At 73.8% G+C, this 13,497-nt stretch carries 13 protein-coding genes and 1 tRNA gene; 4 read left to right on the forward strand and 10 right to left on the reverse strand.

Annotation, left to right across the window (positions count from 1 at the left end; translation table 11 throughout):
• Nucleotides 1-8: 8 nt before the first annotated feature.
• The 4 genes from ACIQBJ_RS04120 to ACIQBJ_RS04135 form a co-directional block, all read right to left on the reverse strand.
• Entirely contained in the window at nucleotides 9-422 is a 414-nt protein-coding gene (locus tag ACIQBJ_RS04120) for a hypothetical protein (protein WP_400703065.1), read from the reverse strand.
• Between the two features lie 22 nt (nucleotides 423-444).
• On the reverse strand, nucleotides 445-1,500 hold the full coding sequence (locus ACIQBJ_RS04125; RefSeq protein ID WP_400703067.1) for an NAD-dependent epimerase/dehydratase family protein: 1,056 nt from the start codon (nucleotides 1,498-1,500) through the stop codon (nucleotides 445-447).
• Between the two features lie 235 nt (nucleotides 1,501-1,735).
• Nucleotides 1,736-2,605 carry a DUF3592 domain-containing protein gene (locus tag ACIQBJ_RS04130; protein ID WP_400703495.1) on the reverse strand — a complete coding sequence of 290 codons (870 nt, stop codon included), beginning with the start codon at nucleotides 2,603-2,605 and terminating at the stop codon, nucleotides 1,736-1,738.
• A 2-nt stretch (nucleotides 2,606-2,607) separates the two neighbouring features.
• Entirely contained in the window at nucleotides 2,608-3,702 is a 1,095-nt protein-coding gene (locus ACIQBJ_RS04135) for a hypothetical protein (RefSeq protein ID WP_400703070.1), read from the reverse strand.
• Between the two features lie 191 nt (nucleotides 3,703-3,893).
• Between ACIQBJ_RS04135 and ACIQBJ_RS04140 the strand changes: the two genes are divergently transcribed.
• A complete protein-coding gene (locus ACIQBJ_RS04140; RefSeq protein WP_400703073.1) occupies nucleotides 3,894-4,364 on the forward strand; it encodes a cation:proton antiporter regulatory subunit in 471 nt (156 codons plus the stop codon).
• A gap of 4 nt (nucleotides 4,365-4,368) precedes the next feature.
• On the forward strand, nucleotides 4,369-5,583 hold the full coding sequence (locus tag ACIQBJ_RS04145; protein ID WP_400703076.1) for a cation:proton antiporter: 1,215 nt from the start codon (nucleotides 4,369-4,371) through the stop codon (nucleotides 5,581-5,583).
• A gap of 155 nt (nucleotides 5,584-5,738) precedes the next feature.
• On the opposite strand, the gene ACIQBJ_RS04150 is transcribed toward ACIQBJ_RS04145, so the two are convergent.
• From ACIQBJ_RS04150 to ACIQBJ_RS04170, 5 genes are all read right to left on the reverse strand, one after another.
• Nucleotides 5,739-6,617 (reverse strand): class I SAM-dependent methyltransferase, encoded by an 879-nt coding sequence (locus ACIQBJ_RS04150; RefSeq protein WP_400703079.1) that lies wholly within the window; start codon nucleotides 6,615-6,617, stop codon nucleotides 5,739-5,741.
• Nucleotides 6,618-6,709: 92 nt separating this feature from the next.
• Nucleotides 6,710-6,783: transfer RNA gene (locus ACIQBJ_RS04155), tRNA-Met, on the reverse strand.
• Nucleotides 6,784-6,858: 75 nt separating this feature from the next.
• The gene (locus tag ACIQBJ_RS04160; protein WP_400703082.1) at nucleotides 6,859-7,563 is read right to left on the reverse strand and encodes a flavodoxin family protein; all 705 of its coding nucleotides are present in this window, start codon (nucleotides 7,561-7,563) and stop codon (nucleotides 6,859-6,861) included.
• Between the two features lie 130 nt (nucleotides 7,564-7,693).
• A complete protein-coding gene (locus tag ACIQBJ_RS04165) occupies nucleotides 7,694-9,382 on the reverse strand; it encodes a flavin monoamine oxidase family protein (protein WP_400703085.1) in 1,689 nt (562 codons plus the stop codon).
• Nucleotides 9,383-9,424: 42 nt separating this feature from the next.
• Nucleotides 9,425-10,858, reverse strand: coding sequence for an APC family permease (locus ACIQBJ_RS04170; RefSeq protein ID WP_400703498.1), 1,434 nt, complete (start codon nucleotides 10,856-10,858; stop codon nucleotides 9,425-9,427).
• A 368-nt stretch (nucleotides 10,859-11,226) separates the two neighbouring features.
• Between ACIQBJ_RS04170 and ACIQBJ_RS04175 the strand changes: the two genes are divergently transcribed.
• Entirely contained in the window at nucleotides 11,227-11,721 is a 495-nt protein-coding gene (locus tag ACIQBJ_RS04175) for a glutathione peroxidase (protein WP_400703087.1), read from the forward strand.
• A gap of 75 nt (nucleotides 11,722-11,796) precedes the next feature.
• Here the strand turns inward: ACIQBJ_RS04175 and ACIQBJ_RS04180 are convergent, their stop codons facing one another.
• Entirely contained in the window at nucleotides 11,797-12,555 is a 759-nt protein-coding gene (locus ACIQBJ_RS04180; RefSeq protein ID WP_400703501.1) for a GNAT family N-acetyltransferase, read from the reverse strand.
• 475 nt (nucleotides 12,556-13,030) lie between these two features.
• Here ACIQBJ_RS04180 and ACIQBJ_RS04185 point away from each other — a divergent pair, with 475 nt between their 5' ends.
• Entirely contained in the window at nucleotides 13,031-13,462 is a 432-nt protein-coding gene (locus ACIQBJ_RS04185) for a YkvA family protein (RefSeq protein ID WP_400703090.1), read from the forward strand.
• Nucleotides 13,463-13,497 lie beyond the last annotated feature (35 nt).

The raw sequence follows: 13,497 nt of genomic DNA on the forward strand, positions 1-13,497 counted from the left end.
GTTCCGGCTCACGTCCGGCCCGCGGGGCGGCGGGCGGCGGGCGGCGGCGGTTCGTCGCGGAGTTCCGGCGTGGCCGGGTCGCGCCGGGCCAGGGTCACCGCCAGCGGCAGGCCGGACGCCCGCGCCACCCGCTGCCGGGCCCGCAGTTGCGCCCTGGTCCGGGGGCGGAAGGACGGGAGGTACGTGCAGCCGCAGCCGGGGCGGTGGTCGTAGGTCAGGCCCTCGGCGAGGACGGCGGCGACCACCGACCAGGCCCGGGTGTCCCGCCGTCGGGGGGCGGCGAAGTCGTACCCGGCGAAGGCGAGTCCGCCCCGGCACTCGGGGCAGGTCCGCCGGGTCGACAACGTGCCGCCCTTGAAGGACAGCCGGCACCCGACGCACACGTAGTGCGAGAGGGCGCCGTTGAACGCGTGGTAGCACATGGCCGTCCAGGTTAGCGGGGCGTCACGCCAGTTCGCGCAGCAGCCGCTGCTCCTCCGCCTCGGTGAGCCCCTCCGCGCCGGGGGCCGGGCCGCCGCGGGCGGTGTCCCAGGCGAGGGTGTCGGCGAGGGTCTCGGCGAGCGGGCGGAGCGTCAGGCCGGCGGCCAGGGCGCGGGAGACGTCGATCCGGTTGATGGCCACGCAGGCGGGGTCGCCGATCCACATCGGGACGCCCATCCACGGCTCGACGCCGGCCGCCAGCAGGGCGGCGGTGCCGATCCGGACCGGTTCCGCGTCGGGGTTGACCAGGGCCCGGCAGGCGTCGAAGAACTCGCCGAACGGGAGGGTCCGGCCGGTGACGTTGTACACGCCGCCGCGGCCCGTGCCGATGCAGTCGAGCATCCACGCCGCCACGTCGCGGGCGTCGATGAACTGGGCGGCGTCGGCCGGGTCGCCGGGGAGCAGCACCCGGCCGCCGCGCCGGAAGCGGCGCGGCCAGTACGGGAACCGGTCGGTCGGGTCGTGCGGGCCGACGATCAGGCCGGGGCGCACGATGCTGGCGCGGTCGCCGCAGGCGTCCAGCACGATCCGCTCGCAGGCGGCCTTGCGGGCCCCGTACAGCTGGTGGGGCGGCGGGTCCGCGTCGAGGTCGAGCAGTTCGCCGTCCTCGTCCTGCACGGTGCTGTGGTCGGCGAAGACCGACAGGGTGGACACGAAGACGTACCGGCCGACCCGCCCGCCGAGGGCCGTCACCGAGCGGCGGACCACCTCGGGCTCGTAGCCCGCGACGTCGACGACGGCGTCCCAGTGGCGGCCGTCGAGCGCGGACAGGTCCGCGGTGCGGTCGCCGAGGACGGTCTCCGCCTCGGGGAACAGCCCGGGCGCGGTCAGGCCGCGGTTGAACAGCGTCACCCGGTGGCCCTCGGCCAGGGCGGCCTCGACGAAGGCGCGGCCCAGGAAACGCGTGCCGCCCAGCACCAGCAGGCTCAGCGGGCGGTCGGTGCGGGCGGTGGCGCTCGGTGCGGCGCTCTGCGCCGTGGTGCTCTGCGCCGTGGTGCTCGGTGCGGTGCTGCTCTGCATGACGGGCGGACTCCGGAGTTGGGCGGCGGTCCGGGCCGTCGGCGGCCGCGGCCGGCCCGGTCGGCGGCCCGGTGGGGACGTGACGGAACGCGCTCCCGGCAGCCGTGGACCCCACCCGCTCGGTGACGCGTCGGTGGGGCACCGCTCCGGCGCAGGCGAACCTAGCAGTGAACGGCCGGGCCGTCGAAGGCTTTTCGGCGCCGCCGCCGTCAGAGCAGGCCGTCAGAGCAGGCCGTCAGAGCAGCAGGACGCCCACCACCGCCGTGCCGGCCAGCAGCAGGACGGCGATGGCCAGGACGGTGACGTCGGAGCTCCGGGCGCGGCGGTCGGCGTCCGGGTCGAGGGTGAAGTCGGCGGGGTCGGCGGGGTCGTGGTGGACGGTGACCTCGCGGCCCCGGACGCCCTCGGTGCGGGGGAGGTGGGTGGTGCAGTGGGCGGTGACGGCCTGTCCGGCGCGGGTGGTGAAGACCAGGACGGGGGTGAGGGTGGTCACGGCCTGGCCGTCGTCCTGGTCGATGCTGACGTCGCGCAGCACGGCGGTGATCCGGCCGGGGACGGCCTCCATCCGGTCGAGGCGGCGCAGGTGTTCGCTCTTCTCCCGCAGCATCACCGGGAGTTGGACCAGGCCCCAGAGCGCGAGCGGGCCGCCGGAGCCGATCAGCGCCCAGGGCCAGGCCCGTTCGACCGCGACGAGGGCGACCGCGCCGGCGTAGGCGAGGAAGAGCGCGAAGGCGGCCCACCCGAGGCCCCGGCCGGGCGGTTCGGCGGAGGTGGTGAAGCGGTGGGCGTGCGGGCGCCGGGGCGGGTGGACGACGCCGACCTCGCGGCCGACCCAGGCCGTGGTGATCGGCTCGCCGCGCTCGCCCTGGGTGCCGTCGTTGGTGACGGTGACGGGCGGGGCGTCCCCGTAGCCGACGACCACCGGGATGCCGCCCTCGGCGGAGCCGCCGTGCCGGAGTTCGCCGACCCGGTCGATCCGGCCGGTGTACCGGACGGCGCGCTGCTCCGCGGTCAGGCCGAGCAGCGACTGCAGGGTCCGGCCGAGGGCGACCGCGAGCCACAGGCCGCACCACAGCTGGAGGAACCGCTCCCAGCTCATCTCCATGCTCAACTCCCCACCTTCTGCAGCATGTTGCCCTGGCCGTCGGCGGTCAGCACGGCCGTCCCGGCGGCGCCGGTCGCCACCACCCGGAGGGTGAGCGGGCCGGTGGCGGCCTCGGCGGTCAGCTGCCAGCCGCGCAGTTCCCCGAGGCCGTCGGCGGCCTGCCGGACCAGCTCGGGGACGCGCTCGCAGGGCAGCGCGTCGAGGTCGAAGCCGCCGACCGGCACGCCCTCGGGGACGTACACCACGGTCAGCGTCCGTTCCTGCGCGACCAGGGTGAGCGCCCGCCGTCCGCTGCCGCCCCTGGTCAACGCCTCTATGGTGAGCCGGAGTTGGCCTTCGGTGAGCATCGATCCGTCCGGGCCGAGGGTGGCCGTCCCGGTGGCCGACACCGTCGTGGTCGTCGTGGTCGTCGTGGTCGTCGTGGCCGTCGTGGTCGTCGTGGCCGGGGCCGGCTCCCTTGCGGGGCCGAAGAGTTCGGCCCGGCAGAGCAGCAGCACGGCGGCCGCGCCGAGCAGCACCCCGAGCAGGGTGAGCCAGCCGGCCGCGGAGCTCTCGTCCGCGTCGCCCTTCAGCGCCGGGCCGGGCACCGAGTCCAACCGGGCCTCGGCGGCGCGGCGTTCCCACGCGGGGGTGGGGCGGGTGACGATCCGCACCTGCCAGGGGCGGTCCGGCGGGTAGTCGACCACCACGATGCCGCGCGGCCGGTGCTCGGGGAGGGCGGAGACGTGGACGTCCTGCCGGATCTCGACCCGGCGGGCGGGGGCGTCGTCCGGGGCGACGGTGAGGACGAAGCACACCGGCACGGCGGTGCCCCGCTCGTCGCGGCCCGGGACGGGCGTCGCCTCCTCGATCATCGCCAGCGCCGTGTGCGGGGCGGTGGCCCGGCGGCGGGCCCGGCCCGGCGCGGTGGCCAGGAAGAACAGCAGCGCGTAGCCCAGGGACAGCCCGAGGGCGAGGAAGAGCAGCCGGAAGCTCTCGGCGATCCCGGCGCCGACGAAGGCGGCCAGCGAGGCCCCGATCACGCCGCCCGTGAGCAGCCCGGAGCCCAGCCGGGCAGGCGAGTTGGGCTTCGGCGGCGCTCCCCCGGTGATCGTCATGGCCCGATTGTGCCCGCCGCGGCCGACGACCGACAGCCCTTCGGCGCACACCCGTCGCACGTGGGGAACATCACCCGACTTGTCCGGCTCTTTACCTTTGTTTGACCTTTACCATTCCGGGTCCGTCCTGAAAGGGTGGGGACACCGCCCCGACCTGCGCCCCGAAGGGATGCCCCGTGCCCGTCCCCCGCATGCAATCGACCCCGCTGCCCGGCATCGGCGTGCAGTACGACCTGACCACCCGAGAACGCCGACACGTCTCGGTGATCGCGCACCGGGACGGCACCCGCACCCTGAACACCTACCGCCGCGAGGACCCGGACGCCTGCGCGCACTCGCTGCACCTGACGGAGAGTGAGTCCGCCGCGCTGGTCGACGCCCTGACGCCGGACCACCACAGCCCCAACGTGCTGCACACCTCCGGCCTCGGCCTGGTCGCCGAGCGGATCGAACTGTCCGGCTCCTCGCACTGGAACGGCCGGGCCCTCGGCGAGACCCGGATGCGCACCGACACCGGCGTGTCGATCGTCGCCGTGCTGCGCCGCACCGGCGCCGTCCCGTCGCCCGCGCCGGACTTCCGGCTGGCCGGCGGCGACACCCTGATCCTGATCGGCACCCGCGAGGGCGTGGACGCCGCATCCCTGATCCTCGGACGGGAGTGAACGCTTGCACACCGCCACCGTCTTCATCGAACTCGGCGCCATCATCCTGACGCTGGGGCTGCTCGGCCGACTGGCCTCCCGCTACGGCTTCTCCCCGATCCCGCTCTACCTGCTCGGCGGCCTCGCCTTCGGCCAGGGCGGCCTGCTGCCGCTGAGCGCCAGCGGCGAGTTCGTCGCCACCGGCGCCGAGATCGGCGTGGTCCTGCTGCTGCTGATGCTCGGCCTCGAGTACACCGCCGCCGACCTGGTCACCAACCTGAAGACCCAGTACCCGGCCGGGATCGTCGACTTCGCGTTCAACGCGCTGCCCGGCGCGGCGATGGCGCTGCTGCTGGGCTGGGGGCCGGTCGCGGCCACCGTGCTGGCCGGCGTCACCTGGATCTCCTCCTCCGGCGTGATCGCCAAGGTGCTCGGCGACCTCGGGCGGCTCGGCAACCGGGAGACGCCGGTGATCCTCAGCATCCTGGTGCTGGAGGACCTGGCGATGGCCGTCTACCTGCCGATCCTCACCGCGCTGCTGGCCGGGGCCGGACTGCTGGTCGGCAGCGTCACCCTGGCCGTCGCGCTCGGCACCGCCGGGGTCGTGCTGTTCGTCGCGCTCCGCTACGGCCGGCTGATCTCCCGCTTCGTCTCGCACGACGACCCGGAGAAGCTGCTGCTGGTGGTGCTCGGCCTGACCCTGCTGGTCGCCGGGATCGCCCAGCAGCTCCAGGTCTCGGCGGCGGTCGGCGCGTTCCTGGTCGGCATCGCGCTGTCCGGCGAGGCCGCGGAGGGCGCGCACACCCTGCTCAGCCCGCTGCGCGACCTGTTCGCCGCCGTCTTCTTCGTGTTCTTCGGCCTCAACACCAACCCCGCCAGCATCCCGCCGGTCCTGCTGCCCGCCCTCGCGCTGGCCGTCACCACCGCCCTCACCAAGATCGCCACCGGCTGGTGGGCCGCCCGCCGGGCCGGCATCGCCACCCCCGGACGCTGGCGCGCGGGCGGCGCGCTGGTCGCCCGCGGCGAGTTCTCCATCGTCATCGCCGGCCTGGCCGTCACCGCAGGCATCGAACCCTCCCTCGGCCCCCTCGCCACCGCCTACGTCCTCCTCCTCGTCGTCATCGGCCCCCTCGCCGCCCGCTGGACCGAACCCCTCGCCACCCGCCTCACCCCCCGCCGCACCCCCACCCCGGACACGGCCCCGACCCCCGCCCCGAACGAACCCGAAGTCCGGGTCTGACCCCTCCCCGCCGGGGCGGCGGACAGCCCTCGTCGCCCCGGCGGGGTTCGGGACGCACGGCGACGCCGTCGGCCCGCGCAGCGGCACCCCTCCCCCGTGCCCGACGGACCCGACGTCCGAATCCGCCCCGAGATCCGCCCCGACATCCGCCCGACTCAGGGGCGCGCGGCGACGGCCACGCGGCCAGAGCGGAGGGAGGCGGCGGCCGTGGTCGGGGTGTCCAGGCCGGCGGCGAGGGCGCGCAGGTCCTGGTCGGAATCCACCCGGAAGCCGTGCCGGGCGAGCGCGGCGGCCCACTGCCGCGGCCGCCACAGGGACCGCCACGGCTCGCCCGCCGTGGCCGGGTCGCCCAGCAGACCCGCCAGCAACCGACCGGCCCTCGCTCGGGCGGACGGCGCCTGGTAGTTGGCGAGGAGCGCGCTGCCGGGCGCGCTGCGGGCGGCCAGCGCCGCCAGGGTGCCGTGCACCTGGTCCCGGGTCAGGTAGGGGACCACGCCCTCCCACAGCCAGGTCGTCGGAGCCGCGGCGTCGTGCCCGGCGGCGGCCAGCGCCCGTCCGAGGTCGTCCACCGCGAAGTCCACCGGCACGAAGCGCACCGAGCTGGCCACCACCGGCAGTTCACCGCCCTGCTCGGCCAGCCGGGCCCGCTTGTCCTGCTGCGAGGCGGGGTGGTCGACCTCCCACACGTCCGTCCCGGCGAGGGCCGCCAGCCGCCAGGCCCTGCTGTCCAACCCGGCCCCCAGAACCACGAGTTGACCGGCCGGACGGGACCTCAGGGCATCGTCGAGGGCCACCGTCCGGGGCACCAGGACCTCCGCGCAGGCCCGCACGCCCTCGTACCCGCCGCGCGCCCGCAGACCCTCCGGCGGCGTCCCGGCCCGGACCTCGGCCACCGGCCCGCGCTCCTCCGCCCGCAGCAGCCGGACCGCCACCGGGTCCGCGAACCGCCCCACCGCGAACCTGCCGTCCGCCGCGGCCCGCCCCTGGCAGACCAGCACCGCCGTCCGACTCGCCGCCCGCCCGTTCCCGCCCATCGACCACCGTCCCGGACCATCCGACGGGCCCCGTGAGGGGCCCAACAACAAATCCGGCCCGGAGAGTTGAACTCTCCGGGCCGGACTCTTCGTAGCGGGGACAGGATTTGAACCTGCGACCTCTGGGTTATGAGCCCAGCGAGCTACCGAGCTGCTCCACCCCGCGTCGGTGAACACGACTCTACCCCACTCCGACCTCAGGACAAATTCGGTTCCCCACCGGCGCGCCCCGCCGCCCCGGCTACCGGTGCTCGGGGTTCTCGAAGTCGAAGCGGCAGCCGGCGTCCCACGCGGAGCGCTGGTTGCCGTGGGCGGGGATGCCGCCGGCGTCCTTGAGCATCCGGGCCAAGTGCAGCTGGTTCCAGGTCATGAAGGTGGTGTTCCGGTTGGTGAAGTCGTTCTCCGGCCCGCCCGAGCCCTCGTCCAGGTACGACGGCCCCGGCCCGGCCGGACCGACCCAGCCCGCGTCGGCCTGCGGCGGGATCACGTAGCCGAGGTGCTGCAGGCTGTAGAGCACGTTCATCGCGCAGTGCTTGGCACCGTCCTCGTTCCCGGTGATCAGGCAGCCGCCGACCCGCCCGTAGTACGCGTACTGGCCGCGCTCGTTGAGCAGCGACGAGCACGAGTACAGCCGCTCGATCACCTGCTTCATCACCGAGGAGTTGTCCCCCAGCCAGACCGGGCCGGCCAGGGTCAGGATGTCGGCGTTCATGATCTGCGAGTAGAGGACCGGCCACTCGTCGGTCTCCCAGCCGTGCTCGGTCATGTCGGGCCAGACGCCGGTGGCGATGTCGTGGTCGACGGCGCGGATCTCCTCGACCTGCACGCCCTGGTGCCGGAGGATGCCCGCGCTGATGTCGATCAGGCCCTGGGTGTGGCTGCGCTCGGGCGAGCGCTTGAGCGTGCAGTTGAGGAAGACCGCCCGCAGGTCGGTGTAGCCGGTCATCGCCGTCCGTCCGTTCGTTCGCCGTCGCACCCCCGCCGTCCCGCCCATCGCACCACGCCGGTGCCGCCGCGCCCGGCACCGTCCACCGTCCGGCGGACATCCGGGCGCGGCGAGGCCTCCAGGGGGCGGGTCAGGCCCCGAGCGCGGAGAGCACCTCCGCCGCGGCCCGGGCGCCCTCGACCGCGCCGCCGTTCATGTAGCCCTGGAAGTCGTACGACGTGTGCTCGCCCGCGAAGTGCAGGGTGCCCTGGGCAGTCCCCTCGTAGCCCGCGTAGGTGGTGAGGTAGCCCACCGGCCAGTACGAGTAGGCACCGTACGAGTACGGGTTGAGGTGCCAGGCGGAGAGTGTGGCCTTGCCGTTCCAGGCGGCCCTGGTGCCGGGCCAGACGCTGTCGATCTGGCTCAGGTAGTCGTCCACCAGGTTGCGGGTGTACGCGGTGGACGCGGTGCTGAAGGCGGTCGGCGGGGTGAGGCTGCGGGCGGGGCTGCCGCCGCCGTACTGGACCAGGATGCCGTTGCCGCCGACCTGGCCGCGGGTGACGTCCCAGGCCTGCTGGTACGGCAGGTCGGCGAAGCACTCGCCGTTCGAGACGCCGTCCCACGCGCCGGTCCCGGACCACGAACTCCGTTTGGTGAACTGCATGTTGAGCTTGGTGCAGGCGCCCATCCGCATGTTGGCGAGGACGCCCTTCATCATCGGGTCGAGGCCGGCCTTCGACAGGTCGACGCGGCCCTGCAGGATCGGCAGCGGGACGGCCAGGACGGTGTGGTCGGCGACCACGGTCTTCGTGCCGCCGCCGTCCAGCGCGAAGGTGAGGTTCTGGCTGCCGTCGGCGTTCTTGACCACGGCCTGCAGGGTGTGGCCGAGCTTCACGGTGCCGGCCGGCAGGGCGTCCGCGATGGCGTGCGGGACCTGGTCGTTGCCGCCGGTGATGTGCCAGCGCTCGTCGGAACCGCCCCAGATGGAGAAGTTCCCGGGGCTGGACTGCCAGGAGATCATCACCAGCATCGCGTACGAGGACTGCGCGGTGGTGTCGGCGCCGTACTCGACGGCGTAGGCGCAGTCGAGCAGCGCGCCGAGGTCGCTGGAGACCCCGCCCGGCACCCGGGAGTTGATCCAGTCGCGGATCGACAGGTTGTCGAGGGCGACCGAGGCGGCGTTGTGGCTGTTCCAGGTGGGGGCGGAGCCGCCGGCCTGGACGTCGTTCTTGACGGCCTGCCAGATCTGCTTGAAGTCGTTGTCGACCTGGGTCTTCGGGTAGTAGTGCCCGTTGAAGTGGAAGACGCCCTCGGCGCCGGGCGGCAGGTCGGCGGCGACGTCGGTCAGGCCGAGGCCGAAGCGCTGGCAGAGGTCCTTGATCGCGTGGTGGCCGGTGTCGACCAGTTCGCCGCCCCATTCGGAGACCTGGCCCTGGTTCCACAGGCCGGGGTTGGCGGGGCTGCCGCCGGAGAACATCCGGCCACCGATCCGGGTCGGGTTGGCCTCGTAGACGGTCGCGGCGACGCCCTTGTCGGCGAGGGTGAGGGCGGCGTTCAGGCCGGAGATGCCGGCGCCGATGATCGCGATCCGGGGGTTGCCGGTGATCGGTTTGGTGACGGTGGCGGCGTGCGCCCGGGGAGCGACCCCGGAGGCGGCGGTCAGGCCGAGGCCGAGCGCGGCGGCCCGGCCGAGCAGGGTGCGGCGGGAGACGCCGTCCGGCTCGGCCCGGGCCTCGTCGCGCAGGCCCTGGTACTCGACGACCGGCATCCGCAGGCGCTCGGCTGCGGCCCGGTCGGCCATCAGTTGCTTGAACCGTCCGGCGTGGGGGGTGCGTGCCATGGGGGGAAGGCCCTTCTCTGCAGCGGGTGGGGGCGGGTCGGGTCAGGCCTGGGCGGGGACGGGCTCGTCGTCGTCGCTGCGCTCCTGCGCGTTCTCGACCACCAGCCGGCCCATCACCTCGTACTTCGCGGGATGCTTGGCCCGCATGTAGAGGGCGAGCGCGATGCCGCCGAGGAAGACCGCGGCGACGATCCACGGGATCAGCTTGAAGAAGAAGATCTTCGAGGCGGCGCCCGCGGCGGTGTCCAGGTTGATCATCAGCAGCGCGATGGCGGCGAGCATGCCGAGCCCGCCCAGCAGCGGCGCGGTGAAGGTCCGGAACCAGTGCCGGGAGCCGGGGTGGTGACGGCGGAAGTACACGATCACCGAGAAGGAGCAGAGCGTCTGCACCACCAGCAGGGCGAGGGTGCCGAGGATCGCGGTGAGGGTGTAGAGACTGACGTACGGGTCCTGCCCGGCCGCCCAGAAGCTGCCGACCACGGCCAGCGCGATGCCGGTCTGGGTGAAGGAGGCGACGTACGGGGAGCCGTGCCGGGGGTGGGTGCGGCCGAGCGCCGGGTGCAGGAAGCCCTCACGCCCGATCGCGTAGAGGTAGCGGGAGGCGCACTGGTGGAAGGCCATGCCGCAGGCGAACGCGCTGGTGACCATCAACCATTGGAAGGCGGTGACGGCCCAGCTGCCGAGGTACTGCCGGGCCGGGTCGAGGAACAGGTCGAGCGGGTTGGCGGAGACGGCCGTCCCGAGGGCCTTCTCGGAGCCGTTGCCGGCCAGCACCATCCAGGCCACGAAGGTGTACAGCACGCCGAGCACCACGACGGCGAGCAGAGTGGCCCGGGGGATGATCCGCTTCGGGTTGCGGGACTCCTCGCCGTACATCGCCGTCGACTCGAAGCCGATCCACGACCAGAAGCAGAAGAACAGGCCGACGCCGGCGTTGACGCCCGCGAACGCTCCGGTCGGGTTCAGCGAGGACAGCTCCAGGCCGTGCGGGCCGCCGCCGTGCGCCAGCACCGCGCCCGCGAGCAGGCCGAGCATCACCACCTCGCCGACCAGGAACACGCCGAGCACCTTGGAGGCGACCTCCAGGTCGAAGTACGACAGGACGGCGGTGATCGCCAGCATCAGCAGCGCGTACACCTGCCAGGGCAGGTCCAGGCCGAACTGGGCGTCGACCGCCTGCTGCGCGAAGTAGGCGAAGATTCCCACGATCGAGGCTTCGAACACCACGTAGGCGAGGACCGCGAGCAGGCCGGACGCCATGCCGACGACCCGGCCGAGGCCGTGCGAGACGAAGCCGTAGAACGCGCCGGCGGTGGTGATGTGACGGGCCATCGCCACGTAGCCGACGGTGAAGACGATCAGCACCAGCATCACGAACAGGAAGCCGGCCGGGGCGTGCGCGCCGTTGCCGCCACCGACGATGACCGGCAGGTTGCCGGTCATCGCGGTGATCGGCGCGGCGGTGGCCAGGGCCATGAAGATCACGCCGACCAGGCCGACCGATCCGGCTTTCAGGCGTTGGACGGCGGGGGCTTCCTGGTTCTCTACGGACTGCTCGACAGCGGGCACGGGCAACTCCCGGAAGGGGCGGGGCGACGGGTCGGGGGCTCCGCCCTGCGGCGAAGTCGGCCCAGTGTGGGGCCGGTCACACCGGCCCCGGAGGATGCAGGATGTAGTCAGGGCTGTTTCGTGATTGACGGCGTGTCAATTGCGCGCCCGCGCCGTTCCCCCTCCCGGCCGCCCGCGTCCGGGGGCGGGTGGGAGTAGGTTCGGGGGCGTTGGTTGTTGATCGTGCGGGTTCCGGCCACGGGGTCGGGCATCGTTTCGGGAAGGCAGGGTCCGGCATGGCGGATTCGTTGTTCGAGGTTCCGATCGGCACGCTCGCGGGCGGGGCGTCCTCGCTGGCGGAGCACCGTGGCAAGGTGCTGCTGCTGGTGAACGTGGCTTCGAAGTGCGGGCTGACGCCGCAGTACACGGGGCTGGAGAACCTGCAGAAGACGTACGGGGAGCGCGGGTTCACGGTGCTCGGGTTCCCGTGCAACCAGTTCATGGGGCAGGAGCCGGGGTCGGCCGAGGAGATCCAGGAGTTCTGCTCGACCACGTACGGGGTGTCGTTCCCGCTGTTCGAGAAGATCGAGGTGAACGGCGCGGGCCGGCACCCGCTGTACGCGCGGCTGACCGAGGTCGCGGACGCCACCGGCGAGGCCGGGGACGTGCAGTGGAACTTCGAGAAGTTCCTGGTCTCGGCGGACGGCGAGGTGGTCGGCCGGTTCCGTCCGCGCACCGAGCCGGAGTCGGCGGAGCTGGTGGCCGCGATCGAGGCGCAGCTGGCGGGCTGAGCCCCGGGGCAGCCGCCGGTCTCCCGGGGCCGCCGGGCCGGGCAACGGCGGCGGGCCCGGGGGCCGAGAGGCGCCTCAGCTCTCCGGGCTCTCCAGCGAGAGGTAGAGCCGGGTGCCCTCGGGGCGGAAGCCCACCCGCTCGTAGACGCGGCGGGAGCCCTCGCCCGAGTACTCCAGCCAGACCGACCGGGCTCCGCGGGCGAACATCGTCCCGGCGAGTTCGGCGGTGACCGCGGCGGCGATGCCCCGGCCGCGGTGGGCGGGCCTGGTGCCCACGCCCGCCAGTTCCGAGGTGCCGACCGCCGGTGCGGAGCAGCACGCCCCGCCCGCGCAGCCGCCGTCGGGGGCCCGGACGAAGCGGACCGCCCCGCCGTCCCGCTCCAGGCGGCGCAGCCGGGCCGCGCCCTCCGGCGAGGAGGCGAACTCCCCGCTGAACGCCTCTGCCAGGGCGGCGTCGACGGCGGTGAAGTCCTCGTCCGATCCGGGGGCCTCCACCACGGGTGCCGGTGCCGGGACGACCAGCGTGGCCGGGGTGCAGACCAGGTACGCGTGGACCGCCTCGGTGCCGAACCCGGCCGCGCGGAGGGCGGGTTCGACGGCGGGTGCCGCGTTCGGCGCGAACTCCAGCCGGGGCTTGAGCCCGCGCTCGCGGAAGGCGGCGACCAGGGCGGCGACGTCCTCGCCGGTCGGGGTGGTCCCGGGCAGCGGGGTCGCGTAGTTGATGTACGGGCTGGTGGTGTCGGGGTCGAATCCCGCCACGAAGCCCCCGGTCTCGACGACCACGGGTCGACGGCGGAGGTTGGCGACGGCAAAGCTCTGGACCTGGGTGTCCATGGTGGTGGTGACCTCACGTGGTGACATGGTGGAGCGCGATCCCGCCGTTCCGGACGGATCGGGTGGCCGCGCGTGCGTTGTCGGGCCGTCCCCGCGCAGGGCAGGGGAGGGCGGCGGTGCGTGGTGCACCGCGTCGTGGGGCCGCCGTGGGGCGTGGCGAACGACTGCCGGGAAGGGGCAGGCCGTTCAGTGCCGCCGGCGGCCGCTGGGGGACGCCGAGTTCATGGACTTCGTTCCTTCGGTGCGAGCGTGTACGAGCACGTACGAACGGGTGCGTACGAGCGGGTGCGCACGTGCTGTGCGCGGCTGAACCCTCCCACGGAGATCACCGGGAGTGCAACGGGTTTTCCGCCGCCCCGGAGGGCTTTCGACCCGGTCTCGTCACGACCGGGTCGCGGTCCGGCACGGAACCCGACCGGAGCCGCGCGCTCCCGTACCGTGGAGGAAGTCGCAGGGTGGGCTTCGGGAGGGCCGCGTGAGCAGCAAGGGCAAGGCGTCGAAGGGGTCGAAGGGGTCGAAGGGGTCGAAGGCGTCGGCGCGGGTCAGGGGGCTGGACGGGGTGGCCGTGGGCCGGTCGGCGTGGGGGCTGTACCGGGAGACCAGGCGGCCGGGGGCGCCGGGGCTGGCAGCCCGGCTGTGGGCGCTGCCGCGCCTGGTGCGGGACGCGCTGACGGGGCGCTACCCGGGCGTGGGGCCGGGCAAGCTGCTGCTGCTGGCGTTCGCGGTGGCGGTGTACTTCGTCAGCCCGATCGACGCGGTGCCGGACTTCATCCCGGTGCTCGGCTGGGGCGACGAAACGGCGGTGGTGCTGTGGTTCCTGATGGGGCTGACCCGGGAGTCCGGCCGGTACGTGGAGTGGGCGGCGGGGCGTTCGGCCGAAGCCGCCGAAGCGGCCGAGCTGCAATGAACGACACCAGCTCCGCAAAAATCTGACATCAGCGA

Origin of the sequence: Kitasatospora sp. NPDC088391 (genome assembly GCF_044753345.1) — a bacterium.
GTDB lineage: Bacteria > Actinomycetota > Actinomycetes > Streptomycetales > Streptomycetaceae > Kitasatospora.

What these genes read in the sequence shown, in the direction of transcription:
- ACIQBJ_RS04175 (WP_400703087.1), top strand. Translation starts at nt 11,227, where the DNA reads ATGGCGGATTCGTTGTTCGAGGTTCCGATCGGCACGCTCGCGGGCGGG.
- ACIQBJ_RS04135 (WP_400703070.1), bottom strand. Translation starts at nt 3,702, where the DNA reads ATGACGATCACCGGGGGAGCGCCGCCGAAGCCCAACTCGCCTGCCCGG.
- ACIQBJ_RS04180 (WP_400703501.1), bottom strand. Translation starts at nt 12,555, where the DNA reads ATGGACACCCAGGTCCAGAGCTTTGCCGTCGCCAACCTCCGCCGTCGA.
- ACIQBJ_RS04150 (WP_400703079.1), bottom strand. Translation starts at nt 6,617, where the DNA reads ATGGGCGGGAACGGGCGGGCGGCGAGTCGGACGGCGGTGCTGGTCTGC.
- ACIQBJ_RS04160 (WP_400703082.1), bottom strand. Translation starts at nt 7,563, where the DNA reads ATGACCGGCTACACCGACCTGCGGGCGGTCTTCCTCAACTGCACGCTC.
- ACIQBJ_RS04130 (WP_400703495.1), bottom strand. Translation starts at nt 2,605, where the DNA reads ATGGAGATGAGCTGGGAGCGGTTCCTCCAGCTGTGGTGCGGCCTGTGG.
- ACIQBJ_RS04120 (WP_400703065.1), bottom strand. Translation starts at nt 422, where the DNA reads ATGTGCTACCACGCGTTCAACGGCGCCCTCTCGCACTACGTGTGCGTC.
- ACIQBJ_RS04170 (WP_400703498.1), bottom strand. Translation starts at nt 10,858, where the DNA reads ATGGCCCTGGCCACCGCCGCGCCGATCACCGCGATGACCGGCAACCTG.
- ACIQBJ_RS04125 (WP_400703067.1), bottom strand. Translation starts at nt 1,500, where the DNA reads ATGCAGAGCAGCACCGCACCGAGCACCACGGCGCAGAGCACCACGGCG.
- ACIQBJ_RS04165 (WP_400703085.1), bottom strand. Translation starts at nt 9,382, where the DNA reads ATGGCACGCACCCCCCACGCCGGACGGTTCAAGCAACTGATGGCCGAC.
- ACIQBJ_RS04140 (WP_400703073.1), top strand. Translation starts at nt 3,894, where the DNA reads ATGCAATCGACCCCGCTGCCCGGCATCGGCGTGCAGTACGACCTGACC.